Genomic DNA, 22,714 nt, shown 5'->3' with positions numbered 1-22,714 from the left:
TGGATTTTTATATTGTTAAGTTTGTGCTGTAGAAGTGGGGAATAATATAAAACCACCCACTGGTGGTTTTATATGCAAATGTATCATTAGTTTGGTTTTTTTAGTCCCAGGTCTAATTCCCGCCCCCGGATACGGGCATAGAAAGAAAAGCCGGTGATCAGACTCAGTAGCAGGGCTGTTTCGATTAGGGCGAACCAGAATGCATCTGGCGTGGTATACAGCAAGGTTAAACTTTGTAACAAATACAGGCACAGAATAAAACTGGCCCAAGCATAGGTATAAGGTTGTCCTTGCCAGATACCTTTTAGTGGTAACAGCAGTGGCAGCAAACCAATTAGGCTAAAAAGTAGTGAATACTGACTGTTATCCAGTACTAACCACCAGAGCGTTAATAGCCCCAACAAGAGTAGATAACCGATACGACAGCTGTGAAATAGGATGGCACTGGGCATTTATATCAGCTCCAGTACAGTTTCTGGCGGTCGGCCAATGACAGCGCGGTTACCAACAATCGCGATAGGGCGTTCTAACAATTTCGGTGTGGTAGCGATGGCGCGTAACAGTTCCGCTGGCTGAGCGTTATCGAGTTGCAGTTGTTGATATTCAGCTTCTTTGGTCCGCATCATCTCTCGCGGGTCCTGTAATCCCAACTGGCTCATTAATACTTCAAGTTGTGCCAGAGAGAGTGGTGTTTTCAGGTATTGCACTACAGTGACATCTTGGTTTCGCTGTTGTAACAGTGCTAGCGCTGCTCGACTCTTACTACAACGGGGATTGTGCAAAAGGGTTATAGGGCTCATATTTTCCATCCTTGATGAGAGTGTGGGAGAACCTGCCATGGCAGGTTGCTCTGTAGATTATTTCAGGGCTTCCATCGCCTGACGCGCTTGTTTGAATTGGCGAATTCGGGCTTCCACCCGCGCTTGCTGCAGCGGTTCATCTTGGGCTGAGCGAAAAGCAAAATTAAGCTGATCAATGGCGCCATCGTAATCGGCATTAAGTGCCATAATTTCAGCGCGGACAAAATGTTCCATGGATTTATTTTTCAGCTTCAGGTAGGCATCTGCCAACAGTTGGTAAGGTAGGGGATTTTGTTTATCAAGAAAAATCATCTCTTCCAATAGCCCGATAGCTTTGTCAGCCTGACCCGCCTCGATATAGATATTGGCCAGGTTAATGTTGATCACTTGAGACGTTGGCTTCAGTGCCAACTGTGTCGACAGCAATTTAATCGCCTCTGGATAGGCGTTGTGCTGGGCCAGCAGATCGGTTTTGGTATCCAGATAAAACAAATTATCGGGATCTTTAGCGCGCAATTCATCGATGATGGTTTCTGCGGCGCTAAACTCCTTCAGTCGGAATAATGCCAGTGCTTTACCATAGCGTGCGGCAGCTTTAAAACTGTACTGTTTGCGATCTAATTGCTGCTCAAATAGTGCCAGCGCCGCAGCATCACTGTAACTGGAGAAGCGCACTTCAATTCTGGCTTTGGCCAGTTGGAAATTCAGATTATCCGCCACCTGGTGATGAGGATACTGTGTTGCCCGGTTGCGAGCCTCGGTAATACGGGATTCCGGTAGCGGGTGGGTGAGCAGCATTTGCGGTGGTTTGCTGGTAAAGCGATAACGGGCTGCTAGCTTAGCAAAAAAGTCTGCTGCAGCATCGGGGTCAAAGCCGGAGTCCACCATTACCTGCATGCCGATACGATCAGCCTCTTTTTCATGCTGGCGGGTATAGTTAATTTTCGTTTGGGCGGACAGTGCCTGAGTGGTGGCAAGCGCTGCCATACCCGCTTGAGGGGCTGCAATGGTTAATAAGATAGCGCCGAGCATTCCTGCGATAGTGGCTGGCGCCGCTTTTTGTTGTGCTTCAAAAGAGCGTGCCAGATGCCGCTGGGTGACGTGGGTGATTTCGTGGGCTAACACAGAGGCTAACTCACTTTCATTATCGGCGTTGAGAAACAGTCCGGTATGCACCCCGATATGGCCGCCAAAAAAGGCAAAGGCGTTAATTTCATCATTTTGTAGTAAAAAGAAATAAAACGGGGTTTTGACATCGTGGGCATGGGCCACCAGTTTATCACCCAGTTCAGTCAGATACTGATTGAGTACCGGATCGGTCACAATGGGCGTTGAGGCACGGATCACCCGCATATAGGCATCACCAAGCTGATTTTCTTTTTCCAAACTAAAGCTGTTAACTGCCACAGTGCCAAGATCTGGCAGGTTATTGCCGGAAAAGCTGCTCGATGGGGTAAAACTATCGGCAATCGCCCCTGCAGATAAGATCAGGGACAATGAGCTGGCAATCAAGGCGCGTTTTAGCGCCGGATAGGTCATGTTTCGCAAGCGGATCCTCTGCTGCTGGTTCGGCTTCCCGGCCACAACCCCGGGGAGATGTGACTTGTGGTTTAAGTTGCAAGTTAGGATAATGGCCGTCCCTTGGTGATAGCAAGTTCATTATGCTTTTTATTGATTTAACTGCTTTTCGCTGTCCGGTTCCTCTGGTCCGGACCAAACTGGCTCTTAAGCATTTGGCGCCGGGGGAGCAGCTTCATATCTTGTTGTCAGACACTGCGTCACGTCAGGATGTTCCCGCCTTTTTACAAAAACAGGGACATGTTCTCAAATATTTGAGCGGGCCTGATGGCACGCTATCTTTAGTCATAACCAAGCAATTGACTGCAGCAGGTTAAGGCAGTCAGACCAGTTCATGGTGTTGATCAGTTATTGGAAGAGTGAATGTTAAGTTTTATTCAACGCTGGTACAAAGAGCGTTTTAGCGATCCCCAGGCCGTGACCCTGGTATTTATCTTATTGATGTGCGCTGGGTTGATTTATTTTGGCGCCGAGCTGTTAGCCCCTATTTTTGTGGCATTATCATTGGCATTTTTGTTGGATTGGCCCGTGGTGCAAATGGGGCGGATCGGTATTAACCGAACCACTGGCGCCTCCTTGGTGTTGGTGTTGTTTATCGGTTTGGTACTCTTGCTGGTGCTAGGGTTAGTCCCCAGTATCTGGCGTCAGGGTGTCTCTTTGATTGCCGAGTTACCCAGTATGCTGGATAAGGGGTTGCATTTGGCGGAAGGGTTGGCACAGAAATATCCGCAAATTGTGCCGCCAGAGCAGTTCGATGCCATGGTGGATCAGCTGCGCCGTTTACTGGATACCGAGCATCTTTTTGATTTAGGTAGGCATTTATTGGGTTATTCTGCGTCACTGCTGGTACTTATGGTGTACGCGATTTTGGTTCCTATGCTGATGTTCTTCTTCCTTAAAGATAAAGATGAACTGATCCATGGTGCCAAACGCTTTATTCCGGCTAACCGCCAGTTGGCTGGTAAAGTTTGGGATGAGATGCACCAGCAGATCTTTAACTATATCCGCGGCAAAGTGATTGAAATTGTGGTCGTGGGCGTTGCCAGTTATATCTTTTTTGCGGTGATGGATATGCGCTATGCCGCATTATTGGGCGTATTGACCGGTTTATCGGTGTTGATCCCCTATGTGGGTGCCACACTGGTGACTTTACCTATTGCCTTGGTTGCCTTTTTCCAGTGGGGTTTTACCTCAGATTTTGCTTATCTGATGATAGGGTACGGGATTATCCAGGCACTTGATGGTAATGTATTGGTACCGCTATTGTTTTCTGATGCGGTGGATTTGCACCCTGTCATTATTATTGCCGCAGTCTTGGTTTTTGGTGGTTTATGGGGCGTTTGGGGGGTATTTTTCGCCATTCCATTAGCTTCGCTGATTAAAGCCGTCATTAATGCTTGGCCTGCGCAGACTCAGTTGCAGCCCTAGTAGCATTTTATAATCTAACGTTAGTTTATGTGAGTGTTACTACGCGTTAGTGCGATAACTTAACCGGCATCATCTTTGCGGAGTTGGTGCCGTTTTTTTATGGCTGTAACAACAGTTGTCGGCAGCGAGTCATCAGCGCGCGGTAAATTAACGTGGTTTGTTTGGCGCGGATATTCCAGTGCTGCCAGTAAAGCGGAACTTGTTTGCGCATCCCCGGGGTTAACTCAACCAGTCGCCCCTGTTCTAACAGTGGCACGGCCTGTAGATGGGCCACTAAGCCATATCCCATATGTTGCAAAATACTTTCTAAAAAGCTCTCTGATGAGGGGATGGTATGTTGCCAGTAGTCACCGCCGGCCATGGCAAAGTAACGCTGTAAAAATTTGTCATGCAGTTTGTCTTTGGTACTGAAAATGACCGCAGGAGCTAGGGCTAAGCTGGTTGGTGTCACGCCATTGTGGAAATAGCGGTGCTGGAATTGCGGTGTGGCCACACACAGATATTCCATTTGGCCAAGGGGCTCACTACTACAGCCGGTCATTGGGGTTGCTGTTGTGGTGACACAGCCAACGGCTTCACCATTTTGTAGCAGATGATGGGTGTAGGATTCATCATCGACAATCAGCTCTAACAGCCAGTTTTTACGCTGAAATAACGGGGCCAATGCCGGCAGAAACCAAGTCGCCAGCGTATCAGCGTTGACCGCAATTTTAATTTTACTCGGTGTTTGGGGCGTATCATCAGCCAACTCGGTTTGTAACTCTTGCTCCAGCATTTCTACTTGGGCGAAATGGCGTAATAATTTTTTACCCAGCGCTGTGGCCGTAACCGGATTGGTTCGGATCAACAGCGGCTGACCTGTTTTTAATTCCAGTTGTCGGATCCGTTGTGAAACAGCAGATTGGGTAATGTTGAGTTGCTGGGCTGCACGTTCGAATCCACCGCAGTTAATCACGGCGGCTAACGCTTTAAGTTGTACATAATCAAACATAATCAGTCATCCCAAGTGAGTGGAAATAAAAGTCATGTTGATATTAGCAAAACTGATAAGGCATAAAAATTATTAGTTATATTTATTAATGTGGCTTGGGTATGCTTGCGCTCCAGTAAAAATCAGAAAACTATAAGGGGAGCCGATGCAAACGGCATTTATTCAGGGGATGGGCGTAGGTGGCAGTTTGATTGTTGCCGTAGGAGCCCAGAATGCATTTGTATTAAAACAGGGGATCCGCCGCAGTCATCCGTTACCTATTGCCATACTCTGCTCACTCATCGATGCTGTGATGATTTCTGCCGGTGTACTGGGGTTAGGGCATCTGATCACAGAATTTCCCTTAATCAAGCATTTGGCCAGTTTTGGCGGAGCGACTTTTTTGATCTGGTATGGTGCTAATGCATTGAGGTCATCATTTCAGCCTCAAGGTATGGACTTGGATCATGCTAAAGGGGCGGATTCACTTCGCACCGCCATTTTAACGACACTGGCGATAAGCTTACTCAATCCTCATTTGTATCTGGATACCGTGGTGTTGTTAGGCAGTATCAGTACCCAGTTCGCCGATAATGTCAGACTTTGGTTTGGCGCCGGTGCAATCGTGTCATCGATTATCTGGTTTTTCAGTCTTAGTTTTGGCGCCAGATTATTAGGGCCGGTATTTGAAAAGCCGCAGGCTTGGTGTTATTTGGACCGTTTTATCTGCTTGACGATGTGGACCATTGCCGCTGCACTGTTGTGGCCTTATCTGACTCTGCTTTTGGCTTAATCTGCACAAGCTACAAGCATGATTATTTGTCGCCTTTGATTTGATATGGATATTAGGTGACGCGACAGGGAAAACAAAAGCGCCGGCAATCTATAGCGATTGTCGGCGCTTTGTTATCTGTTATATCTATTTGCCGGATTAACTCAATGTCAGGTAATCCAATACCACTTGGTGGTGGTCTTTGGTTTTGAATTTATCAAATACCTGAGTGATAACACCATCTTGGCCGATCAGAAAACTGATGCGGTGAATACCATCATAGATTTTCCCCATGAACTTTTTCTCGCCCCAGACCCCAAACGCGGTGGCAATGGCATGATCTTCATCGCTTAGCAGGGGGAAGTTAAGTGCTTGCTTATCACTGAAGCGCGCAAGTTTGGCCACAGGATCCGGACTGATGCCCAACACTGTCACATGCAGTTCATCTAATCTGGCTTTGCTATCACGTAGCCCACAAGCCTGTACGGTACAGCCTGGGGTGGCAGCTTTGGGGTAAAAATAGACTAATACTTGACCTTGGCTGAGGCAGTCAGTCAGGGACACTGGTTTGTCATGTTGATCGTGTAGCGTAAATAGGGGGGCTTTATCCCCTGCCTGTAATGTGTTCATGGGCACGCTCCTTATGTCATGTCTATGATAGTTAACCGTTATATACTTAATTCCCGTCCTGCATCTTCCCGCTTTACGTCGCGATGTGCAATTAAGTGGGGTATATCAGGGCGCTGCAATACCTTGCATCCGTTTGATACTGCAGTCCAATGACATATCTTGCGCCAGTTGATGAATACTGTGCTCTAAGGTTTCCAAGACGACTTTTTCTGGAATATTAATGGCCAGCACTACGGTTTGGATAGAATGCCCTTGGTCATCTTCTTCAGCGTGGGAGCGGACTGCGGCTAGATCCAGTGAGCGGGCGGCCAGAAACTGTGTGATCTGGGTCATGGTGCCACGCTGATCCTGACCGTGGAAGGTCACTTCAATACGGGAAATGTAATTTTGCGGCATATGATGTTTTGAGGTGCGTTTCATTACCGTCAATAACTCCAGTTCCATGCTTAATGCAGGCAAACTGGTCTCAATTTTGGTGATGGCAGCCCACGATCCAGAAACCATCATAATTAAAGTGAATTCATTGCCAAACAACGCCATGCGGCTGTCGACGATATCGCAGTCACAGTCACTGGCCAGTCTGGCCAGGTTGCTGACAATGCCGGGACGATCTGCCCCCATTGCGGTGACGACCAGGTAGTTGGTCATGAATTTTCCTCGTTATTTCGACATCTAAGGCGCTTTTACAGCGGTAGCCGGATTTTCATGCGGAGAGTTATGCTACCACAACTTATTCGTTTTCATAGTCCTGGCTGAGCTTGTCATTCGCTTGTGGCATCAGTACCATAGCTTGTCCAGAATTCTTGGGGAAGTCAGATGTTAAACGGGAGCATGGTTGCCCTGATCACGCCGATGACCGGCAGCGGGGAAGTCGATTATGCCAGCTTGGAAAAGCTGGTGGAATTTCATATTGACCGGGGCACGGATGCCATCGTTTCAGTAGGGACTACTGGGGAGTCTGCCACCCTAAGCCTGGCAGAACATTTGGCTGTCGTGAAGCAGACTATTGCGTTTGCCGCCGGGCGTATTCCTGTTATTGCCGGCAATGGGGGCAATGCTACTGCCAAAGTGATTGAGTTGACTCAGGCTCTGGGTCAACTGGATGTTGCGGCAATGCTCTGCGTCACCCCGTATTACAATAAGCCGACTCAGCAGGGGCTGATTGCTCATTATCGCGCTGTGGCAGACAGTACTGATATTCCTCAGATTTTATATAATGTTCCCGGCCGCACCGGTGTGGATATGCTGCCAGAGACAGTGGCTGAATTGGCACTGCACAGCAAGATTATTGGGGTAAAAGAAGCCACGGGTGATTTAAGCCGCAGCAGTCGCTTACGTCAGCTTTGCCCTGCCGATTTTCTGCTTTACAGTGGTGATGATGCTACCGCCTGTGAATTTTTACTCTTAGGTGGCAATGGGGTGATTTCGGTAGCTAACAATCTTGTGCCAGCGGAGTTTAAAGCTATGTGTGATGCTGCACTGGCTGGCAATGCGACCTTGGCTCACCGCTTGGATGCCCCCTTAACCGGCTTATATAGCGAACTGTTTTGCGAAGCCAATCCCATTCCGGTCAAATGGGCCGTTCACCGTATGGGATTGATCAATAATAATCATATTCGCCTGCCTTTGACTGAACTTTCTGACACTTATCATGGTCAACTGCTGCAAGCGATGAACAAAGCCCGGATAGAGGTTAACTGATACATGCTTAAGCATCTTACGCCTGTCATACTGTTGTCGGCTTTGACCGCCTGCAGTACCCCGATGGAACGCCGTCAGGCAAATGGCAACGAGGACTACCTCAATGCCGGACGCTCCGCCCCTTTGGTTATTCCACAAGGATTGAAAACGCCAACTTATAGCCGTGAATACAGCATACCTCCGTTGGGGCCTAAGGCTGATCCAAGCTTGGTGGGTAACCAGTTAGATATTCGTCCACCGCTGCAGATTTTACCTATGGCAGAGGGCACTCATGTTGAAGAGGGCAGCGACAATATTAAAATTGTGGTGGAGTCTGTCGATAGCAAGATTAATCTGAAACAGGAAATTTTTGATTATCTGCAAGACTTCCTCAATCGCCGCCATATCGGCATTGCCCGGGCTGACTTTGCCAGCGGTAAAATCGACACAGATTGGATCCAATATGATGAAGTCATTGACTCAAATCTGTGGGGCGATGACAAAATTTATCAATTGCGGCAGAAATATGAATTTGATGTGCAGGTGCGTCCCCATGGGCGGACCGGTGCGATAGTCATCAAATTGCTGGCCCATGAAGAAAGTTATAACGGCAACAAACAGGATATTGCTCTAACGGCTAATGATAAACGTCGTTACACCATAGATATGCTTAATTCTACTGTGGCCTATATGAGTCTGAAACGGGATCAGGCCACTAAGGCTCGTGAGCGGGAGCAGAGTCTTGGGATCCATGTTGCATTAGAGCAGGGAGAGCAAAACTTTTATCTTGCCGATGCTGATTTTGACAAAGTCTGGAACCGTTTGCGTATTGTGTTGCCGGAAATGGGCTTTGATATTACGGATATGGATCGCAGCAAGGACATGATGTTCCTTAGTTATGACGATAATGCTGGCTTTTGGAGCTCATTGTGGAATGACACTGAGCTGCCACTGGAAAAAGGGAATTATCGTCTGATGTTGGAGCGCACTACTAATAGTGAGCAAACGCGAATATTGCTGCGGGATATTTCTGATAAGCCACTGGATAATAAGGTGATTGATGGTGTGTATAAGGCATTTTCAGAGCTGATGAGTGAAGATCGCAAAGTCCGTTAAGTCCGTGACAGTGACGATTTAGCCCATCTTATACCTTGTGCAGTTTTTATAATTTGGCACCTTGCTGTTAAGAATGATAACGCCCGGTCAGGATATGACCGGGCGTTTTTTTATCAGTATGGCCATGCGCTTCGTGAGTTGGGCATTAGGTACTATTAGGGTCTGTTGACCTTTCAAGTTTGTTTTTGCAGCGATTTGAGATTGCTTTATACAAGGCAGAGGCTTTGATAGGTAGTTGCGCTACCTGATAAGCCGATAACGCAGTAGAAAGGAGCCTCAAACGCTGCCCGCAGGGTTCGGCTAAAAGCGTTTTACTCTTTGTTGAGCGGTTCTTGCTTAGAATAACTAGGCGCCAAACCACTCGCCGCGATTAAAACGCTTTTATCTCGAACAAAATTTAACATGCCTATGCACTTTGCTCAGCATGAGTTCATAGGTGAATGAAAAATAGCTATATTTAACAACCGCATAGGAATTTGTTTTTCTATTCTTCTGCGATTAAAACGATAAATGAACTCATTGAGGTATTCCTGTACATATTTTTTGGATATTCCGTGGAATGTGCCCTGAATAAATGTTTTCAGGTTGCTAATGGCGATATGTACCCACGGGAGCCACTCATCAACCAATTCTTTCGGCGTCACTCTGGCTTCGTGATGCTGGGTTTTATCAATGATAGTCAATGCACGTAGCCCATCTGAGCGAACATATTGATTGGGGAGAATATGCGCTTGCACAAATTGCTCGACACTTTGGTGGCTGATACGGTTAACAGCCTGCATGGCAATATAGCCGGCTCGTTCACCTTGGGTTTCAACGGCCACAATTATCGGTGTTTTCCCTGCCGCGCCTCGACCACGTTTACCTTTTTGTTTGCCGCCAACCAAGCAATCATCCAATTCTATGTTGCCAGATAACCAATACAGTCTGTCTCTGTGCCCCATTGCGATACGCAATTTTTTCAGTATCAACCTTGCCGTTCGCCAGTTAACTTCAATGAGCTTTTTGAGCCGTAATGCTGATATTCCGCCTTTGTCTGACCCTATAAAATAAATGGCCGTAAACCATTTAGACAGCGGGATATGCGTGCCGTGAAACAGCGTGTCAGATGTCACGGATGTTTGCTTATGGCACTGACAGCATTCATAAAGCTCACGGGTATGGATTTGATAGGCTTGACGATGACCACATTTAGGGCAGATAAATCCATCCGGCCATCGCTGCATTTTCAGGTAATCAAGACAGGCATTTTCTGAATGAAATTGACGTTGCCAATCTATAAAGCTCATTTCTGACATGTTCATCATAAAACCCTCCACAAGAAGCGATTTATGGTTCTATATTACGCCCAAACTGACCGAGGTGCATAGGCATGAAATTTAATCATGAAAGGTCAACAGACCCTAGTTTTGATTTATTTTCTCTCCTCAATTTCGCCTTATTCTCACTTGTCTAATCGATGTCATTGTTTGCTGTCATCAGTTGGTTTTCATCATTGTTGCTTATGGCGCTGTGCTTGGTGGCAAGGAAATAGATTAACGCCATTACATAGAACTGAGCCTCATCTATCACCCATCTGTAGCCTATTGACTGTTTGATGTATCAATTAAGATGTTGGTTATCTTTTTGTAACTTTTGGTAAAGTTACTTGATGCTGTTTTGCTGCCATGTAAACTGACCCGGCATTTACATGGAACAGTAAGTCATGAAAAACATAATTTTATTCTCTCTTGCAGCATTGCTGTGTGCTTCAGCATGGTATTGGTGGTCATTTTCCTCTCAGGATGCCAAGCCGCCATCTCGCCGGGGGGGGCCGGTACAAGTGGTAGTGATTGATACCCGTATTTCTCCCGTTCGTGATGAAGTGTTTGCCATAGGAACTGTTGCCGCCAGAGAGTCTGTGGTGATTACCCCCAGTGTGGCGGAGCGCATAACGGCACTGCATTTTCATGACGGTCAATTTGTTAACAAAGGCCAATTACTGGCAGAGCTTGATACGGCTGATCAGCAGGCAAGGGTAGAGGCGGCAAGGGTAAAACTGCATGAACAGATGCGGGAATTAGCGCGGATCCGTTCCTTAGTGAGTAATCAAACCGTGGCTGAGCTTGAGCGTGACAGACTGCAAAGTCAGCTTGATACAGCCAAAGCTGAGTTGGCGGCTGCCAAAGCGGCGGTAGCGGAGCGACATATTACCGCGCCTTTTGCCGGGCTATTAGGCCTGCGGCAGATAAGTAAAGGCAGTTTGGTCACGCCCGGCACTGTGATGACCACCCTTGATGATTTGGCGGTGGTGAAATTGGACTTTGCCGTACCCGAGCGCGTTATCAGTCAGATGGCTGCAGGTCGCAGTATTGAGGCCACCAGTGTTGCCTACCCCGGCCGAATATTCCAAGGTCGAGTTAGCGGCATTGACACTCGCATTGATGCGGCGACACGGGCCGTCACCGTGCGGGCTGAAATCCCGAACCCTGATCTGCTGTTGCGACCAGGGATGCTGATGCAATTAGTGCTGATAAGCAACCACCGTGATGCCATGATGGTGCCGGAGTCGGCCATTATTCCTATCGGGCCAGATCACTTTGTGTATTTGGTGGAAGCGGGCAAGGTGGTACGCCGCCAGGTGACTTTGGGCATGCGGCAGCGTGGGTTTGTGGAACTGGTCGGTGGGATTGCAGCTGGGGAGCAATTGATGGTCCGCGGCATGATGAAGGTTCGCCCAGGACGTGATGTTACCACGGTGGCTGCTGAGCCTTTTAGTTATGCTGGTGTTGCCGAGGAGGGGCGGCAATGAGGATAACAGATATTGCCGTCACCCGGCCCGTTTTAGCATCGGTGCTGAGTATTTTATTGGTGATCCTTGGCTTAGTGGCCTTTGATAAATTGCCACTGCGGGAATATCCGGATATTGACCCGCCTGTGGTGTCGATTGATACCAGTTATCGTGGTGCCAGCGCCGCCGTGGTGGAGAGTCGCATTACCCAGTTGGTGGAGGATAGGGTCAGCGGAGTGGAAGGGATCCGCCATATTAGCTCCAGTAGCCGTGATGGTCGCTCAACGGTAACACTGGAATTTGATATCAGCCGGGATATTGAATCGGCCACGAATGATGTGCGTGACCGGGTTTCTCGCCTACTTGACAATTTACCGGAAGAAGCGCAGCCGCCTGAAGTGCGCAAAGCGAACAGTGGTGATCAGGTCATTATGTGGCTTAATTTAGTGTCTGATCGCCTATCAACACTGGAGCTGAGTGATTATGCCCGCCGCTACCTGGTTGATCGCTTTTCCGCCCTCGATGGCGTATCAACCATTCGGGTCGGCGGTGGTAAGTATTACGCCATGCGCATCTGGCTTGATCGTGAAGCACTGGCCGCCCGTGGTTTGACCGTGGCTGATGTGGAAAAAGTGCTGCGGGCGGAGAATCTCGAATTACCCGCGGGTTCGGTAGAATCTGCTGAGCGGCACTTTTCAGTGCGAGTGGCCCGCAGTTTTTATACCCCGGCCGATTTTGCGGCCTTAGTGTTGGGTGAAGGTGAAGATGGGTACCTGATTAAGCTGGGGGATGTGGCTCGGGTGGAGCTGGGCTCGGATGAAGCGCGGATTATGTTCCGGGGTAATGGTGAGTCCATGATTGGTCTTGGGGTAGCGAAGCAGTCTACCGCCAATACATTGGATGTCTCCCGCTTGGCCAATGCGTTGGCAGATGAATTAAATCAAACTTTGCCGCCGGGGATGGCGATTAAGCGCTCCTATGATAGCTCGGTCTTTATTGAGGCTTCTATCCAAGAGGTGTATCAGACACTCTTTATCGCCATGGCGTTAGTGATTGTGGTGATTTATCTGTTTCTTGGTAGTGTCCGGGCCATGCTCATTCCCGCGTTAGCAGTCCCTGTCTCTTTGCTATCCAGCTTTATTGTGCTCTACGCCCTTGGTTACACCATTAATCTGTTAACCCTGCTGGCGATGATTTTAGCTATTGGCATGGTGGTGGATGACGCCATTGTGATGCTGGAAAATATTCACCGCCGGATTGAAACGGGTGAAAGCCCGTTAAAAGCGGCATTTTTAGGGGCCCGCCAAGTGGCATTTGCTGTGATAGCAACCACCTTGGTATTAATTTCTGTGTTTATGCCTATCACCTTCCTTGATGGTGATTTAGGCAAATTATTTAAAGAATTCGCTGTGGCAATGAGTGCCGCGGTGCTGTTTTCCAGTATTGTTGCCTTAACGCTCAGCCCGATGATGTGCTCAAAAGTCTTGCAGCCAGCTACGGCCGATCCCTGGTTAGTACGGCAGGTGGATGCGGGTATGGCGCATTTGTCTGCCAGCTATGGTCGTTTGCTGACTCGGGCGATGGACAAGCCTGTTGCTGTGGTGATCTTGGCTTTGTTTGCTCTGGCCAGCAGTGTGTGGCTGGTGAGGGAGTTACCCCGGGAATTTGCCCCAAAAGAGGATCGCGGTGGGATTTTTCTGATGGTGAATGGCCCACAGGGTGCCAGTTATGAATATATCCGCGAGTATATGAATGAGGTGGAAACCCGCCTGATGCCCTTGGTTGAATCTGGTGAAATTAAGCGCTTGTTGGTGCGGGCTCCGCGGGGGTGGGGCAGTGTGGCAGATTTTTCCGGTGGTATGGCTATTATTGTGCTGGAAGATTGGGCTAAGCGCCGCCCGGCAGCGGCCATTGCGGCAGATATTCGTCAGCGCCTGTCCGACTTAGCGGGGATCCGAGCATTTCCGATTATGCGTCAAGCATTTGGTCGTGGTATCGGTAAACCTGTGCAGTTTGTGCTCGGTGGTCCCACTTATGCTGAGCTGGCAACATGGCGGGATATTATTTTGGAAAAAGCTCGCAGCAACCCTAACTTGGTGGGGTTGGATCATGATTATCAGGAAACTAAACCTCAGCTCAGAATTATCATTGATCGGCTGCGTGCCGCGGAAATGGGCGTATCGATTGCGCAAATAGGCCGTACCTTAGAGTCAATGTTAGGCTCGCGTCTGGTGACCACCTTTATGCACCGGGGTGAAGAATATGATGTGATTGTCGAAGGTGAGCGCAGTGCTCAGAATAATGGTGAGGATCTGAGTCAGATCCATGTGCGTTCTGAGCGCAGCGGTCAACTGATCCCACTGGCTAATCTTATCCAGGTGGAAGAGTTTGCCGATGCCAGCCGGTTAAACCGTTATAACCGGATGCGGGCGATTACCTTGGAGGCGGGATTAGCTGAGGGTTACAGCTTAGGGGAAGCGTTGGATTACCTTAATCAGCTGGTGGCAGAACACCTGCCAGCGGAAGCTGTTATCAGCTATAAAGGTCAATCATTGGATTATCAGCAATCTGGGCATTCGATGACATTTGTTTTTGTGTTGGCATTGGCTATCGTGTTTTTGGTATTAGCGGCGCAATTTGAAAGCTTTATTCACCCACTGATTATTATGTTAACGGTGCCTTTGGCAACATTAGGGGCGTTATTGGGTCTGTATATGACCGGGCAAAGTCTCAATATATACAGTCAAATAGGTATTATCATGTTGGTTGGATTAGCGGCTAAAAATGGTATTTTGATTGTTGAATTTGCCAACCAATTGCGGGATCAGGGCCTGCAAGTATCCCAAGCAGTACTGCAAGCTGCCAAGTTGCGATTACGGCCAATTTTGATGACCGGCATTACTACGGCTGCAGGGGCTGTTCCCTTGGTCATGTCTTTTGGCGCCGGGGCCGAAACCCGGTTTGTGATTGGGGTTGTGGTGTTGTGGGGGATTATAGTTGCGACGCTATTTACCTTGCTAGTGGTGCCGGTCGCTTATCGCTTGTTAGCCGGGCTGACATCAGCTCCTGGCGCGGTGGCAAAACAGTTACAACAAGAGCTGGATAAGTGAGGTTAACTCATTAGTGGAATTAACCGGTTGCTGCAATTATTCCATAGATGCTTGCCTTTTAAGCTTGTAAGTCTACTCAGGGAGGCTGAACATGCCAGAGAAGATAAGTTACTCACGTGGCATGGCGGTTAAAATGACTATCAACTGAGATAAATTCAGTAATTAGGTAAATACGTTAGGGATAAACAAAAAACGGCTAATTGCTCAGTTAGCCGTTTTACCGTTATTGACTGTTATCTTGGCTTTTATCCGTGTGGGGCGCTGCCTTGTCAAGATCAGCCTTATTATTCCCATCCACCTTCTGAACATTATGTCCTTGGGCTTGATGCTCAGTCGTTTGCTGCGAAGCAGGTTTATCCGACTGGTTATCAGGTGTTTTAGGGCGGCCAAACTGGGGCAACTTAAATTTGGCTGTGTGTTTCAATACCGCTAGGTTACTGGCGACAACGCCTATCACCAGTAGAATAATCAGTATCGCTTCCAAATCAGACATAATACATCCCTGTCCTTGACGATCAGTCTACCGCCAGCAATTGCTCACATTTGCGGATATCTTGTGGGGTATCCACTTCTGGAGAATCAAATGCGCCGATAGCCACTTTAATTTTGTAGCCGTTTTCCAGCGCTCTAAGTTGCTCCAGCTTTTCCAGCGCTTCAAGTCGACCTACGGGCAGATTGGCAAAGGTGCGCAGGAAACTGCGGGTATAGGCATAAATTCCCAAGTGTTTATGCAATGGGTAATCGTTGGTATCACGACCGTGGGGAATGCGGGCTCGGGAGAAGTAGATGGCGTAGTTGTCGTTGTCATACACCAGTTTGACGTGCATAGGATCATCACGTTCATCATCGCGCTGGATCTCTACCCCGAGCGTGGCCATTTCAAATTCGCCGGGATGATTTTTAAATAGCTGAACCAGTTGCTCAATACAGATAGGATCGATCAGTGGCTGATCCCCTTGCAAATTGATAATCAGCTCATCTTCCGGCAGCCCCAAATTAGCAGCCGCTTCTTCTAGCCGGTCGGTCCCTGAGGCGGCATCACTGCCGGTCATCACCACCTTGCCACCAAAACCTTCTACAGCTTGACGGATACGTTCATCGTCAGTGGCCACATAAATGCTGTCCAAGCCTTTGGCCAGTGATGCACGTTCAAATACGTGTTGGATCATTGGCTTGCCGTTAATTGGTGCCAGTGGCTTACCAGGAAAACGGCTAGAGCCATACCGGGCCGGAATTAACAGGGTAACCTTCATGAATCTACCTTATTTTGCTATGAAAAAGACGCCACCATGGCGTCTTAACCTTGTCCGGCAGAGCGTAAACCTGTTTCACGCGAGGTGCAAGAGGCTGGGAGCAGATACGGTGATAAAGGGGAGGGGGAATAGTTGCATCACAGGTGCCAATGAAAGGCCAATGCTATCTATATTGCCACTGAGCCAGAGGAAAACTGCTGGATATAATGCTCATTCCAGTGCGATTACTGCATATAACCCATCTGGTTGGCGTCTCTGGGATTATTTCTCAGGACATCAAGGTGAGAGGCTGTGTTCCATCTCATAGGTAATGTCAGTCGTTTTTCTAGGTTAAACAGCTCGAAACCAACAAAACTGTCATGCTTACTCACAGCAATATTATTCATTGCAGTGAGATGATGACTAAGTGCTGCGTATCGTTATCTAACGTTAGCCTATTAGTTTCAAGCTGTTGTGATAAAAACTTAACTCTGTTGTAGGCCGTTTTCCCGGTCGATAGTGACATCAAGATCGGTTAACAGTCCATTTTCAATACTGTATAACCAGCCGTGTACAGCAACGTCCTGTCCTCGATTCCAAGCATCCTGCAAAATAGAGGTATTAACGACGTTATTTACCTGTTCAATCACATTCAACTCACACATGCGGTCGAATTTTTCTTGCTCATCAAGGGATTCAAGCTCATGACGATAAATTCTATGCACATCCCGCAGGTGGCCAAGCCAGTTATCGATGAGGCCATATTTCCCACCGCTCATCGCGGCTTTTACGCCGCCACAACCATAGTGGCCAACAACCATAATATGTTTGACCTTCAGCACTTCAACAGCGTACTGGATAACCGATAGGCAGTTAAGATCAGTGTGGATCACCATATTGGCAATATTACGGTGGACAAATACCTCGCCCGGCATTAAATCGATAATTTGGTTGGATGGCACTCGGCTGTCGGAGCAACCAATCCAGAGATACTCAGGCGTTTGCTGCTGTGCCAGTTGCTGGAAAAACTGTGGATCTTCTTCGACCAGCCTAGCGGCCCATCGACGGTTATTCTCAAATAATGGCTTCAGTAATTTCATAATTTATTCACACGCTTGCAACTTTATTTGGTCGATTGGCAGTGTAACATCTGTAATAAAAAATAGTGGTCTATCCTGCATTTTTTATTGCGGGGGTGGGGCGACTCTGCGGACATATTCATCAACCAGCTGCGGCAGACGGCATAATACGGCACTTTTGAGTGCTAAGTTGGTGTTTGTGATAATTTGTTGCAGCGTATCAATATCGAAAGCCGTTAACAAAGGTTGAGATTGTGGGTAGTAACTCAGGTGCCAAGGCTCAGCGCTGACCCCACTGAGGCCAGTTTGAAACGGAAAATAAAACCCATAGCTGTGACTGTGCTCCAGCAACCACAAATACAAGCTGTGGCAGGGCCCTTGGGGAAGATATTCACTGTTGACTAATTGCAGCTCAGTTTTGCTAATGGCGGCGGCATCGAAGACATCTAAATCTGTGCCCCAATGATGGCGTGAGCATCCTGGCAGGGCTGACCAAGTTAAGATAAGGTCAACCAATTCTGCGTCAGTATAATCTGCTGCATCAACGAGGTGATTATGGGCATCATAGACGGGCCGTTTGCCAGCGGCTTTATCATTCCAAATGCTGCATTGCCGCTCGAAACTGCGATAGCCGGAGCAAATCGCCAGTTGGATACCCGCTTGAGCAGCGGCACTGGCCATGCGCTCAAATGCTTGCCAAGTTTCAGCAGTCAAGGCGATGTTGCCTCGCTGGATCAGGTGCTGGTTATCCAGTCCATATAACTGGTGGCTTATTTCTGTTATTTGCACAGCAGTTGCTCCAGCATTTTTTCATAACACTGCGCCAGCAGTTCAAGATCGGCCAAACTGACACACTCATTGACTTTATGAATGGTGGCATTGATAGGCCCCAGTTCAATAACCTGAGCGCCAGTCGGCGCGATAAAACGCCCATCTGATGTACCACCACTGGTCTGGGGCGATGTCACTTGACCTGTAACGGTAAAAATGGCATCTCGGGCGGCATCTAACAAGGGGCCTTCTCCGGTCAAAAATGGCAGACCATTGAATACCCAATTGATATCGTAATCCAGCCTATGGCGGTCCAGTATTTCGTTAACCCGGCTGATAAGTTGTTCAGCAGTGACCTCGGTGGAATAGCGAAAATTGAACATAACATCAAGGGTGCCGGGAACCACATTGGAAGCGCCTGTGCCAGCATGGATATTTGCGATTTGAAAGCTGGTGGGCGGGAAAAAGGCATTGCCATTGTCCCAGCGGGTCGCAGCCAGCTCCGCAAGAGCCGGCGCGGCTTTATGTACCGGGTTATCCGCCAGATGAGGGTAAGCGACATGGCCCTGTATCCCTTTCACCGTTAGGTTGCCAGTTAAGCTGCCTCGACGGCCATTTTTTACCACATCGCCAAGATGTTGCGATGATGACGGTTCTCCCACTAAGGCCCAAGTGATTTTTTCTTGCCGCGCTTCTAGGGTATCAATCACCCGAGTTGTGCCGTTGATAAAGGGACCCTCTTCATCACTGGTGATCAGAAATGCAATCGAGCCATCATGTTGTGGATGTTGCTGAACAAATCGGGTCACTGCGACCAGCATGGCAGCAAGGGAGCCTTTCATATCGGCCGCGCCGCGGCCATATAGCATGCCATCGATAACTGTGGGTTCAAATGGCGGAGTGTGCCAGTCAGTCAAGGGACCGGGTGGGACAACATCAGTGTGCCCTGCAAAACAAAATAGTGGGCCGCTATTGCCCCGCCGAGCCCACATATTGGTGGTATCTTCAAATACCATAGATTCAATGCTAAAGCCTAATGGGGCGAGGATATCTGCCATGAGTTGCTGACAACCTGCATCTTCCGGGGTAACAGACTCCCGACTAATAAGTGCTTTGGCTAAGGTGATTACATCTGTTGGGATTGGGTGAGCCATGTTTGATATTCCGCTGCATTAAAACCAATTAAGAGATGTTGTTCATCCATCAGTATTGGCCGTTTTATCAGGGTAGGATTGGCCAGCATTAAGGTAATGGCCTTGGCTTCATCCAAGTCATTCTTGTCTGTTTCAGCTAAGGCGCGGAAACTGGTTGAGCGCTTATTTAACAGTGCTTCCCATCCAGCCTGTGCCACCCATTGGTGCAGTGTCTGCGCTGTGAGACCTTGTTCTCGAAAGTCATGAAAATCAATATCAACACCTTGCGCAGCAAGCCATTTACGGGCTTTTCGAACGGTGTCGCAGTTTTTAATGCCGTATAGCGTCACGTTTTATCTCCTTGTAAATATTGTGGTAAAGCTGCGATAGCAGTATGGATATGTGCGACAAGTAGGCTGCAGGGATGGGGAATTAGCAGCACTATGATGGCACGAGGAATTACTGCATAGTGACGGAAAAAATAGGCTGTTTGCCGACAGTGACATGGCCATTTAATGGTTGCAGGGTCGCAATATCTTCCATATTGGCGATCACAACAGGGGTAAGAATGCAGGGAATTTCTTGCCTGAGATAGTCAAGATCCAACCCAATGATAGGATCGCCGACATTCACTTGGCAGCCTGGCTCTATCAGGCGGGTAAAGCCCTTGCCGCCCAGTTCAACCGTGCCCACACCAAAATGGACGAATAGTTCAATCCCTTGAGGTGTTTCGATACTAAAGGCGTGGTTACTGTCAAATATTTTGGCAAGCGTGCCAGCGATAGGCGCATACAGGGTGTCACCAGTGGGAGCGATAGCAACGCCATCTCCCACCACTTTATCTGCAAAAATACTGTCAGGTACGCTGCTTAGCGGTACCACTTCCCCGCTGATGGGAGCATAAATAGCGATACTGCCCTCAACTGGGGGCTGCGCTGAGATCATGCGGCGGATGCGGCTAAAAAATCCCATATATTATTGCCTGTTATCCCTAGATAAATGTGACAAACAGCATACTCAATCCGTTTGGGAATTGATAGTTGAAATACAGGCTTCCAGTTCGCTGATATAGCGGGCTTTTAGGGCGTTGGCTGCGATTTCGCTGCACTGTTTGGCACTGACATTGGCCAGCGCGACCTTCACAGCCAGTGCTTGACTGGGACAGACACTAAACTCATCCAACCCCATGCCAAATAATAAAGGAACAGCCACGGGGTTACTGGCCAGCTCACCACACAGTGATACAGGGATCCCTTGCTGGTGGGCGAGCGTGATACAGTGTTTGATAAGTAGGAGCACAGGTGGGCAGAGACTGGGATATTGTTGGCTAAGAGAGGTATTGCTGCGATCTGCCGCCATGGTGTGCTGGGTTAAGTCATTGGTACCGATACTGATAAAATCCAGTTGCGGTAACATGGCGGCCAAATTTAACGCGGCGGCTGGGGTTTCGATAACGATCCCCAGACTCAATGGGCCATATCCTTGCTCTGATTCTGTCAAATCATCACGGCACTGCTGCAGTAACGCTGTAAAGGCCTGCCATTCTTCCGGTTGGTTGAGCATGGGCACCATAAGCCGGAGCGGGCCTTGGTTAGCAGCCCGAAGCAAAGCGCGTAGTTGCGGTATTAAGGTCGCGGGATGGGCCAAGCTGTATCTGATCCCCCTAACGCCCAGCGCGGGATTAACCTCGTCAGTTGTAGGTAAGCAGGCTAGTACTTTATCGGCACCAATATCTAAGGTTCTAACGGTAAATGTTTGACCATTGAGCTGGCGCAGGCAGTCACAATAAAGCCGATACTGTAATTCCTCATCATCCAAGGTTGGGGCATTAAGCAGCATTAATTCAGTACGTAATAACCCCACGCCATCCATACCCAGTTGTTGCAACGTGCTAATGTCGGCCCCAGAGGCAATATTGCCCAGCAGTTGTGCGCGCTGGCCATCTTGGGTCGCAAATGGTTGGTCGCAAAAACGAGTTAATGCTTGTTGATAGTGCGCCAGTTGTTGTTGTTTCTGCTTTAAGTTGTCAGCTAGGACTGCATCAGGGTTGATATAAAGACACTGCTCGGTGGCATCCAGAACCAAGGGGGTGTGGGGGGAGATATTCGCTTGGTTGAAGTCACAGCCCAACAGTGCTGGCAGATTGGCACTACGAGCCAAAATGGCAGTATGGCAGGTTAATGTTCCCCGGCGCAGCACCAGAGCTTGGATATTCTCAAGTGGCAGCGCTGAAAACTCTGCTGGGGTTAAACTATCAGCCAGTAAAATACAGTCCTTGGGCAGATTAGCGAAAGGAGAGGCGATACCGTCTTGTAATACCCGCTTAAGTCGCTCGCCGAGACTAATGAGATCCTCCGCCCGCGCGGCCAGATAATTATCCCCCAATGCTGCCAATTCATCTGCATGTTGGCGGATCACTCGCTCAATTGCTCTGTCTGCGCTGAGATGCAGCTGGGCAATGCTTTGCATAACTGCTTGGATAAACTCTTCATCCTCCAGTAGGAGCAATTCGGCTTCAATTAATTCCGCGTGCGTCGCATTATCGCTTTGTGCCAATTGTTGACGTAATAAATCGGTCAGCAGTAACAGTGCTTGGGTAAATGCTTGCTGTTGGTCAGGCGTGGTATTTTGGTTTTCTGCCTGTGAAGTGGCATGCAAGGCAGTGTCAGGTGAATGTGGTGTGGCGTATGAACTGTCTGAGGCTGCGGCACTTGCTGATGAGGTGCTTGATGAAATAGAGGGGAGAAAGATAGCTTGGCCAAAGGCGATACCACCGCTGATCCCACAGCCATACAGTATATTTGCGCTGGGGGTTAATGTTTGAGCCGATGATGGCGGGAAGAGGGCGTCAGTCATTATTGCAATGTCTCCATTAAGTGGCTCAATATTGCAATAGCTTGGGGAGCATCGTCTCCTTTGGCTCTCAGGGTAACTTGGGTGCCGAGGGAGAGTCCTAGAGTCAACATTTTAAAGAGGCTTTTGCCATTGGCACATTTGCCTTCACTACACAACTCTATCTCAGATTGAAAATTACGGGCGGTTTTGACAAAAATCGCTGCGGGTCGGGTATGTAATCCGTGGCGGGCTGAGATGGTTACCGTGGCTTCACAGATACACTCATCAGGGGCAATGGTCATGGGGCAGTTCCTGATTTATCGCTGGCACACTGGTTGGCTGCTGCGAGGGTGAAGAGGCTTGAGAGTCAGTTAGACTCCGGCTGATGTTCGATTACCTGATAATTTTTTTGCCTGAGGGCGGTGATTGCATCCTGCAGTTTATCTTTTTTGACCAAGATATAGTCGGTATCAAAGGTGGAAATAGCGAAAATGCTGATATGGGCATCGGCCAAAGTGGTGGAGATTTGTGCCAGAATCCCCGTCATTGAGAACCCCAGCGGTCCGAGTATTTCCATGCAGCGCCAGTCATTTTCTTGTTCAAGACTGTCAAGAGAAAGGTCGTCGGGGACGACGACGGATAACTCTTCACGGGTTTTGCCAATAAAGAACATCGGCTGGTTGAATACTGAGGCGGGGATAGCTGTGCTCGGGCTGAAACTGTGAATGGTATAAAGCTGGGGATGTACCGCCAATGTCATTCTCACCGTATGCCTCCCTGTGGTTAAACTGATTTAAATATCCTCTAGCT

24 protein-coding genes are annotated in these 22,714 nt (G+C 48.5%); 7 read left to right on the top strand and 17 right to left on the bottom strand.

Going from position 1 to position 22,714, the window contains the following annotated elements:
* Positions 1-86: 86 nt before the first annotated feature.
* From NFHSH190041_RS11600 to NFHSH190041_RS11590, 3 genes are read right to left on the bottom strand one after another with little or no spacing between them, the layout of a single operon-like run.
* On the bottom strand, positions 87-452 hold the full coding sequence (locus NFHSH190041_RS11600) for a DUF2069 domain-containing protein (RefSeq protein WP_261921999.1): 366 nt from the start codon (positions 450-452) through the stop codon (positions 87-89).
* A complete protein-coding gene (arsC, locus tag NFHSH190041_RS11595; RefSeq protein ID WP_261921998.1) occupies positions 453-800 on the bottom strand; it encodes an arsenate reductase (glutaredoxin) in 348 nt (115 codons plus the stop codon). It lies immediately after the preceding gene.
* 57 nt (positions 801-857) lie between these two features.
* Positions 858-2,348: a M48 family metalloprotease gene (locus NFHSH190041_RS11590; RefSeq protein ID WP_261921997.1), complete on the bottom strand. Its 1,491-nt coding sequence runs from the start codon at positions 2,346-2,348 to the stop codon at positions 858-860.
* Between the two features lie 113 nt (positions 2,349-2,461).
* Here NFHSH190041_RS11590 and NFHSH190041_RS11585 point away from each other — a divergent pair, with 113 nt between their 5' ends.
* Positions 2,462-2,695: a sulfurtransferase TusA family protein gene (locus tag NFHSH190041_RS11585; protein WP_261921996.1), complete on the top strand. Its 234-nt coding sequence runs from the start codon at positions 2,462-2,464 to the stop codon at positions 2,693-2,695.
* Between the two features lie 46 nt (positions 2,696-2,741).
* The gene (locus NFHSH190041_RS11580; protein WP_261921995.1) at positions 2,742-3,806 is read left to right on the top strand and encodes an AI-2E family transporter; all 1,065 of its coding nucleotides are present in this window, start codon (positions 2,742-2,744) and stop codon (positions 3,804-3,806) included.
* A 97-nt stretch (positions 3,807-3,903) separates the two neighbouring features.
* On the opposite strand, the gene NFHSH190041_RS11575 is transcribed toward NFHSH190041_RS11580, so the two are convergent.
* Positions 3,904-4,797 carry a LysR family transcriptional regulator ArgP gene (locus NFHSH190041_RS11575; protein WP_261921994.1) on the bottom strand — a complete coding sequence of 298 codons (894 nt, stop codon included), beginning with the start codon at positions 4,795-4,797 and terminating at the stop codon, positions 3,904-3,906.
* Positions 4,798-4,942: 145 nt separating this feature from the next.
* Between NFHSH190041_RS11575 and NFHSH190041_RS11570 the strand changes: the two genes are divergently transcribed.
* Positions 4,943-5,569 (top strand): LysE/ArgO family amino acid transporter, encoded by a 627-nt coding sequence (locus NFHSH190041_RS11570; protein ID WP_261921993.1) that lies wholly within the window; start codon positions 4,943-4,945, stop codon positions 5,567-5,569.
* Between the two features lie 138 nt (positions 5,570-5,707).
* Here the strand turns inward: NFHSH190041_RS11570 and bcp are convergent, their stop codons facing one another.
* Both bcp and NFHSH190041_RS11560 read right to left on the bottom strand, forming a co-directional pair.
* Complete coding sequence (gene bcp, locus NFHSH190041_RS11565; RefSeq protein ID WP_261921992.1) at positions 5,708-6,178, bottom strand: thioredoxin-dependent thiol peroxidase; 471 nt, start codon at positions 6,176-6,178, stop codon at positions 5,708-5,710.
* 105 nt (positions 6,179-6,283) lie between these two features.
* A complete protein-coding gene (locus NFHSH190041_RS11560) occupies positions 6,284-6,826 on the bottom strand; it encodes a glycine cleavage system protein R (RefSeq protein WP_261921991.1) in 543 nt (180 codons plus the stop codon).
* A gap of 168 nt (positions 6,827-6,994) precedes the next feature.
* On the opposite strand from NFHSH190041_RS11560, the gene dapA reads away from it, so the two are divergent.
* The gene (gene dapA, locus NFHSH190041_RS11555; RefSeq protein WP_261921990.1) at positions 6,995-7,879 is read left to right on the top strand and encodes a 4-hydroxy-tetrahydrodipicolinate synthase; all 885 of its coding nucleotides are present in this window, start codon (positions 6,995-6,997) and stop codon (positions 7,877-7,879) included.
* A 3-nt stretch (positions 7,880-7,882) separates the two neighbouring features.
* Positions 7,883-8,974, top strand: coding sequence for an outer membrane protein assembly factor BamC (gene bamC / locus NFHSH190041_RS11550; protein WP_261921989.1), 1,092 nt, complete (start codon positions 7,883-7,885; stop codon positions 8,972-8,974).
* 419 nt (positions 8,975-9,393) lie between these two features.
* Here bamC and NFHSH190041_RS11540 read toward each other — a convergent pair whose 3' ends face one another.
* Complete coding sequence (locus NFHSH190041_RS11540; protein WP_261925010.1) at positions 9,394-10,278, bottom strand: IS1595 family transposase; 885 nt, start codon at positions 10,276-10,278, stop codon at positions 9,394-9,396.
* A 401-nt stretch (positions 10,279-10,679) separates the two neighbouring features.
* Here NFHSH190041_RS11540 and NFHSH190041_RS11535 point away from each other — a divergent pair, with 401 nt between their 5' ends.
* Positions 10,680-11,765: an efflux RND transporter periplasmic adaptor subunit gene (locus tag NFHSH190041_RS11535; protein WP_261921987.1), complete on the top strand. Its 1,086-nt coding sequence runs from the start codon at positions 10,680-10,682 to the stop codon at positions 11,763-11,765.
* A complete protein-coding gene (locus NFHSH190041_RS11530; RefSeq protein WP_261921986.1) occupies positions 11,762-14,854 on the top strand; it encodes an efflux RND transporter permease subunit in 3,093 nt (1,030 codons plus the stop codon). Before NFHSH190041_RS11535 ends, NFHSH190041_RS11530 begins: the two co-directional genes overlap by 4 nt.
* A 223-nt stretch (positions 14,855-15,077) precedes the next feature.
* On the opposite strand, the gene NFHSH190041_RS11525 is transcribed toward NFHSH190041_RS11530, so the two are convergent.
* From NFHSH190041_RS11525 to NFHSH190041_RS11480, 10 genes are all read right to left on the bottom strand, one after another.
* Positions 15,078-15,347 (bottom strand): DUF2897 family protein, encoded by a 270-nt coding sequence (locus NFHSH190041_RS11525; RefSeq protein ID WP_261921985.1) that lies wholly within the window; start codon positions 15,345-15,347, stop codon positions 15,078-15,080.
* Between the two features lie 22 nt (positions 15,348-15,369).
* Entirely contained in the window at positions 15,370-16,107 is a 738-nt protein-coding gene (kdsB, locus tag NFHSH190041_RS11520) for a 3-deoxy-manno-octulosonate cytidylyltransferase (protein ID WP_261921984.1), read from the bottom strand.
* 464 nt (positions 16,108-16,571) lie between these two features.
* Positions 16,572-17,186 (bottom strand): carbonate dehydratase, encoded by a 615-nt coding sequence (gene can / locus NFHSH190041_RS11515; protein ID WP_261921983.1) that lies wholly within the window; start codon positions 17,184-17,186, stop codon positions 16,572-16,574.
* 84 nt (positions 17,187-17,270) lie between these two features.
* Positions 17,271-17,954, bottom strand: coding sequence for a M15 family metallopeptidase (locus tag NFHSH190041_RS11510; RefSeq protein ID WP_261921982.1), 684 nt, complete (start codon positions 17,952-17,954; stop codon positions 17,271-17,273).
* The gene (gene dapE / locus NFHSH190041_RS11505; protein ID WP_261921981.1) at positions 17,945-19,090 is read right to left on the bottom strand and encodes a succinyl-diaminopimelate desuccinylase; all 1,146 of its coding nucleotides are present in this window, start codon (positions 19,088-19,090) and stop codon (positions 17,945-17,947) included. The genes NFHSH190041_RS11510 and dapE overlap by 10 nt, the downstream gene beginning before the upstream one ends.
* Positions 19,063-19,419 carry an ArsC family reductase gene (locus tag NFHSH190041_RS11500; RefSeq protein WP_261921980.1) on the bottom strand — a complete coding sequence of 119 codons (357 nt, stop codon included), beginning with the start codon at positions 19,417-19,419 and terminating at the stop codon, positions 19,063-19,065. The genes dapE and NFHSH190041_RS11500 overlap by 28 nt, the downstream gene beginning before the upstream one ends.
* A 109-nt stretch (positions 19,420-19,528) precedes the next feature.
* Positions 19,529-20,041: a PTS glucose transporter subunit IIA gene (gene crr / locus NFHSH190041_RS11495; protein ID WP_261921979.1), complete on the bottom strand. Its 513-nt coding sequence runs from the start codon at positions 20,039-20,041 to the stop codon at positions 19,529-19,531.
* Positions 20,042-20,086: 45 nt separating this feature from the next.
* A complete protein-coding gene (gene ptsP, locus NFHSH190041_RS11490; protein ID WP_261921978.1) occupies positions 20,087-21,925 on the bottom strand; it encodes a phosphoenolpyruvate--protein phosphotransferase in 1,839 nt (612 codons plus the stop codon).
* Complete coding sequence (locus tag NFHSH190041_RS11485) at positions 21,925-22,206, bottom strand: HPr family phosphocarrier protein (RefSeq protein ID WP_410010829.1); 282 nt, start codon at positions 22,204-22,206, stop codon at positions 21,925-21,927. The genes ptsP and NFHSH190041_RS11485 overlap by 1 nt, the downstream gene beginning before the upstream one ends.
* Before the next feature lie 65 nt (positions 22,207-22,271).
* Positions 22,272-22,670 (bottom strand): ACT domain-containing protein, encoded by a 399-nt coding sequence (locus tag NFHSH190041_RS11480; protein ID WP_261921977.1) that lies wholly within the window; start codon positions 22,668-22,670, stop codon positions 22,272-22,274.
* Positions 22,671-22,714 lie beyond the last annotated feature (44 nt).

This window comes from Shewanella sp. NFH-SH190041 (assembly GCF_024363255.1).
Taxonomy (GTDB): Bacteria; Pseudomonadota; Gammaproteobacteria; order Enterobacterales; family Shewanellaceae; genus Shewanella.
The sequence above is the reverse complement of the archived record's forward strand: the minus strand, read 5'-3'. Positions and strand labels throughout refer to the sequence as shown.

Bases quoted from the DNA above. Each gene is read 5' to 3' on its own strand.
- NFHSH190041_RS11600 (WP_261921999.1), bottom strand. From the start codon at position 452: ATGCCCAGTGCCATCCTATTTCACAGCTGTCGTATCGGTTATCTACTC.
- arsC (WP_261921998.1), bottom strand. From the start codon at position 800: ATGAGCCCTATAACCCTTTTGCACAATCCCCGTTGTAGTAAGAGTCGA.
- NFHSH190041_RS11585 (WP_261921996.1), top strand. From the start codon at position 2,462: ATGCTTTTTATTGATTTAACTGCTTTTCGCTGTCCGGTTCCTCTGGTC.
- NFHSH190041_RS11580 (WP_261921995.1), top strand. From the start codon at position 2,742: ATGTTAAGTTTTATTCAACGCTGGTACAAAGAGCGTTTTAGCGATCCC.
- NFHSH190041_RS11575 (WP_261921994.1), bottom strand. From the start codon at position 4,797: ATGTTTGATTATGTACAACTTAAAGCGTTAGCCGCCGTGATTAACTGC.
- NFHSH190041_RS11570 (WP_261921993.1), top strand. From the start codon at position 4,943: ATGCAAACGGCATTTATTCAGGGGATGGGCGTAGGTGGCAGTTTGATT.
- bcp (WP_261921992.1), bottom strand. From the start codon at position 6,178: ATGAACACATTACAGGCAGGGGATAAAGCCCCCCTATTTACGCTACAC.
- NFHSH190041_RS11560 (WP_261921991.1), bottom strand. From the start codon at position 6,826: ATGACCAACTACCTGGTCGTCACCGCAATGGGGGCAGATCGTCCCGGC.
- dapA (WP_261921990.1), top strand. From the start codon at position 6,995: ATGTTAAACGGGAGCATGGTTGCCCTGATCACGCCGATGACCGGCAGC.
- bamC (WP_261921989.1), top strand. From the start codon at position 7,883: ATGCTTAAGCATCTTACGCCTGTCATACTGTTGTCGGCTTTGACCGCC.
- NFHSH190041_RS11540 (WP_261925010.1), bottom strand. From the start codon at position 10,278: ATGAACATGTCAGAAATGAGCTTTATAGATTGGCAACGTCAATTTCAT.
- NFHSH190041_RS11535 (WP_261921987.1), top strand. From the start codon at position 10,680: ATGAAAAACATAATTTTATTCTCTCTTGCAGCATTGCTGTGTGCTTCA.
- NFHSH190041_RS11530 (WP_261921986.1), top strand. From the start codon at position 11,762: ATGAGGATAACAGATATTGCCGTCACCCGGCCCGTTTTAGCATCGGTG.
- NFHSH190041_RS11525 (WP_261921985.1), bottom strand. From the start codon at position 15,347: ATGTCTGATTTGGAAGCGATACTGATTATTCTACTGGTGATAGGCGTT.
- kdsB (WP_261921984.1), bottom strand. From the start codon at position 16,107: ATGAAGGTTACCCTGTTAATTCCGGCCCGGTATGGCTCTAGCCGTTTT.
- can (WP_261921983.1), bottom strand. From the start codon at position 17,186: ATGAAATTACTGAAGCCATTATTTGAGAATAACCGTCGATGGGCCGCT.
- dapE (WP_261921981.1), bottom strand. From the start codon at position 19,090: ATGGCTCACCCAATCCCAACAGATGTAATCACCTTAGCCAAAGCACTT.
- crr (WP_261921979.1), bottom strand. From the start codon at position 20,041: ATGGGATTTTTTAGCCGCATCCGCCGCATGATCTCAGCGCAGCCCCCA.
- ptsP (WP_261921978.1), bottom strand. From the start codon at position 21,925: ATGACTGACGCCCTCTTCCCGCCATCATCGGCTCAAACATTAACCCCC.
- NFHSH190041_RS11485 (WP_410010829.1), bottom strand. From the start codon at position 22,206: ATGACCATTGCCCCTGATGAGTGTATCTGTGAAGCCACGGTAACCATC.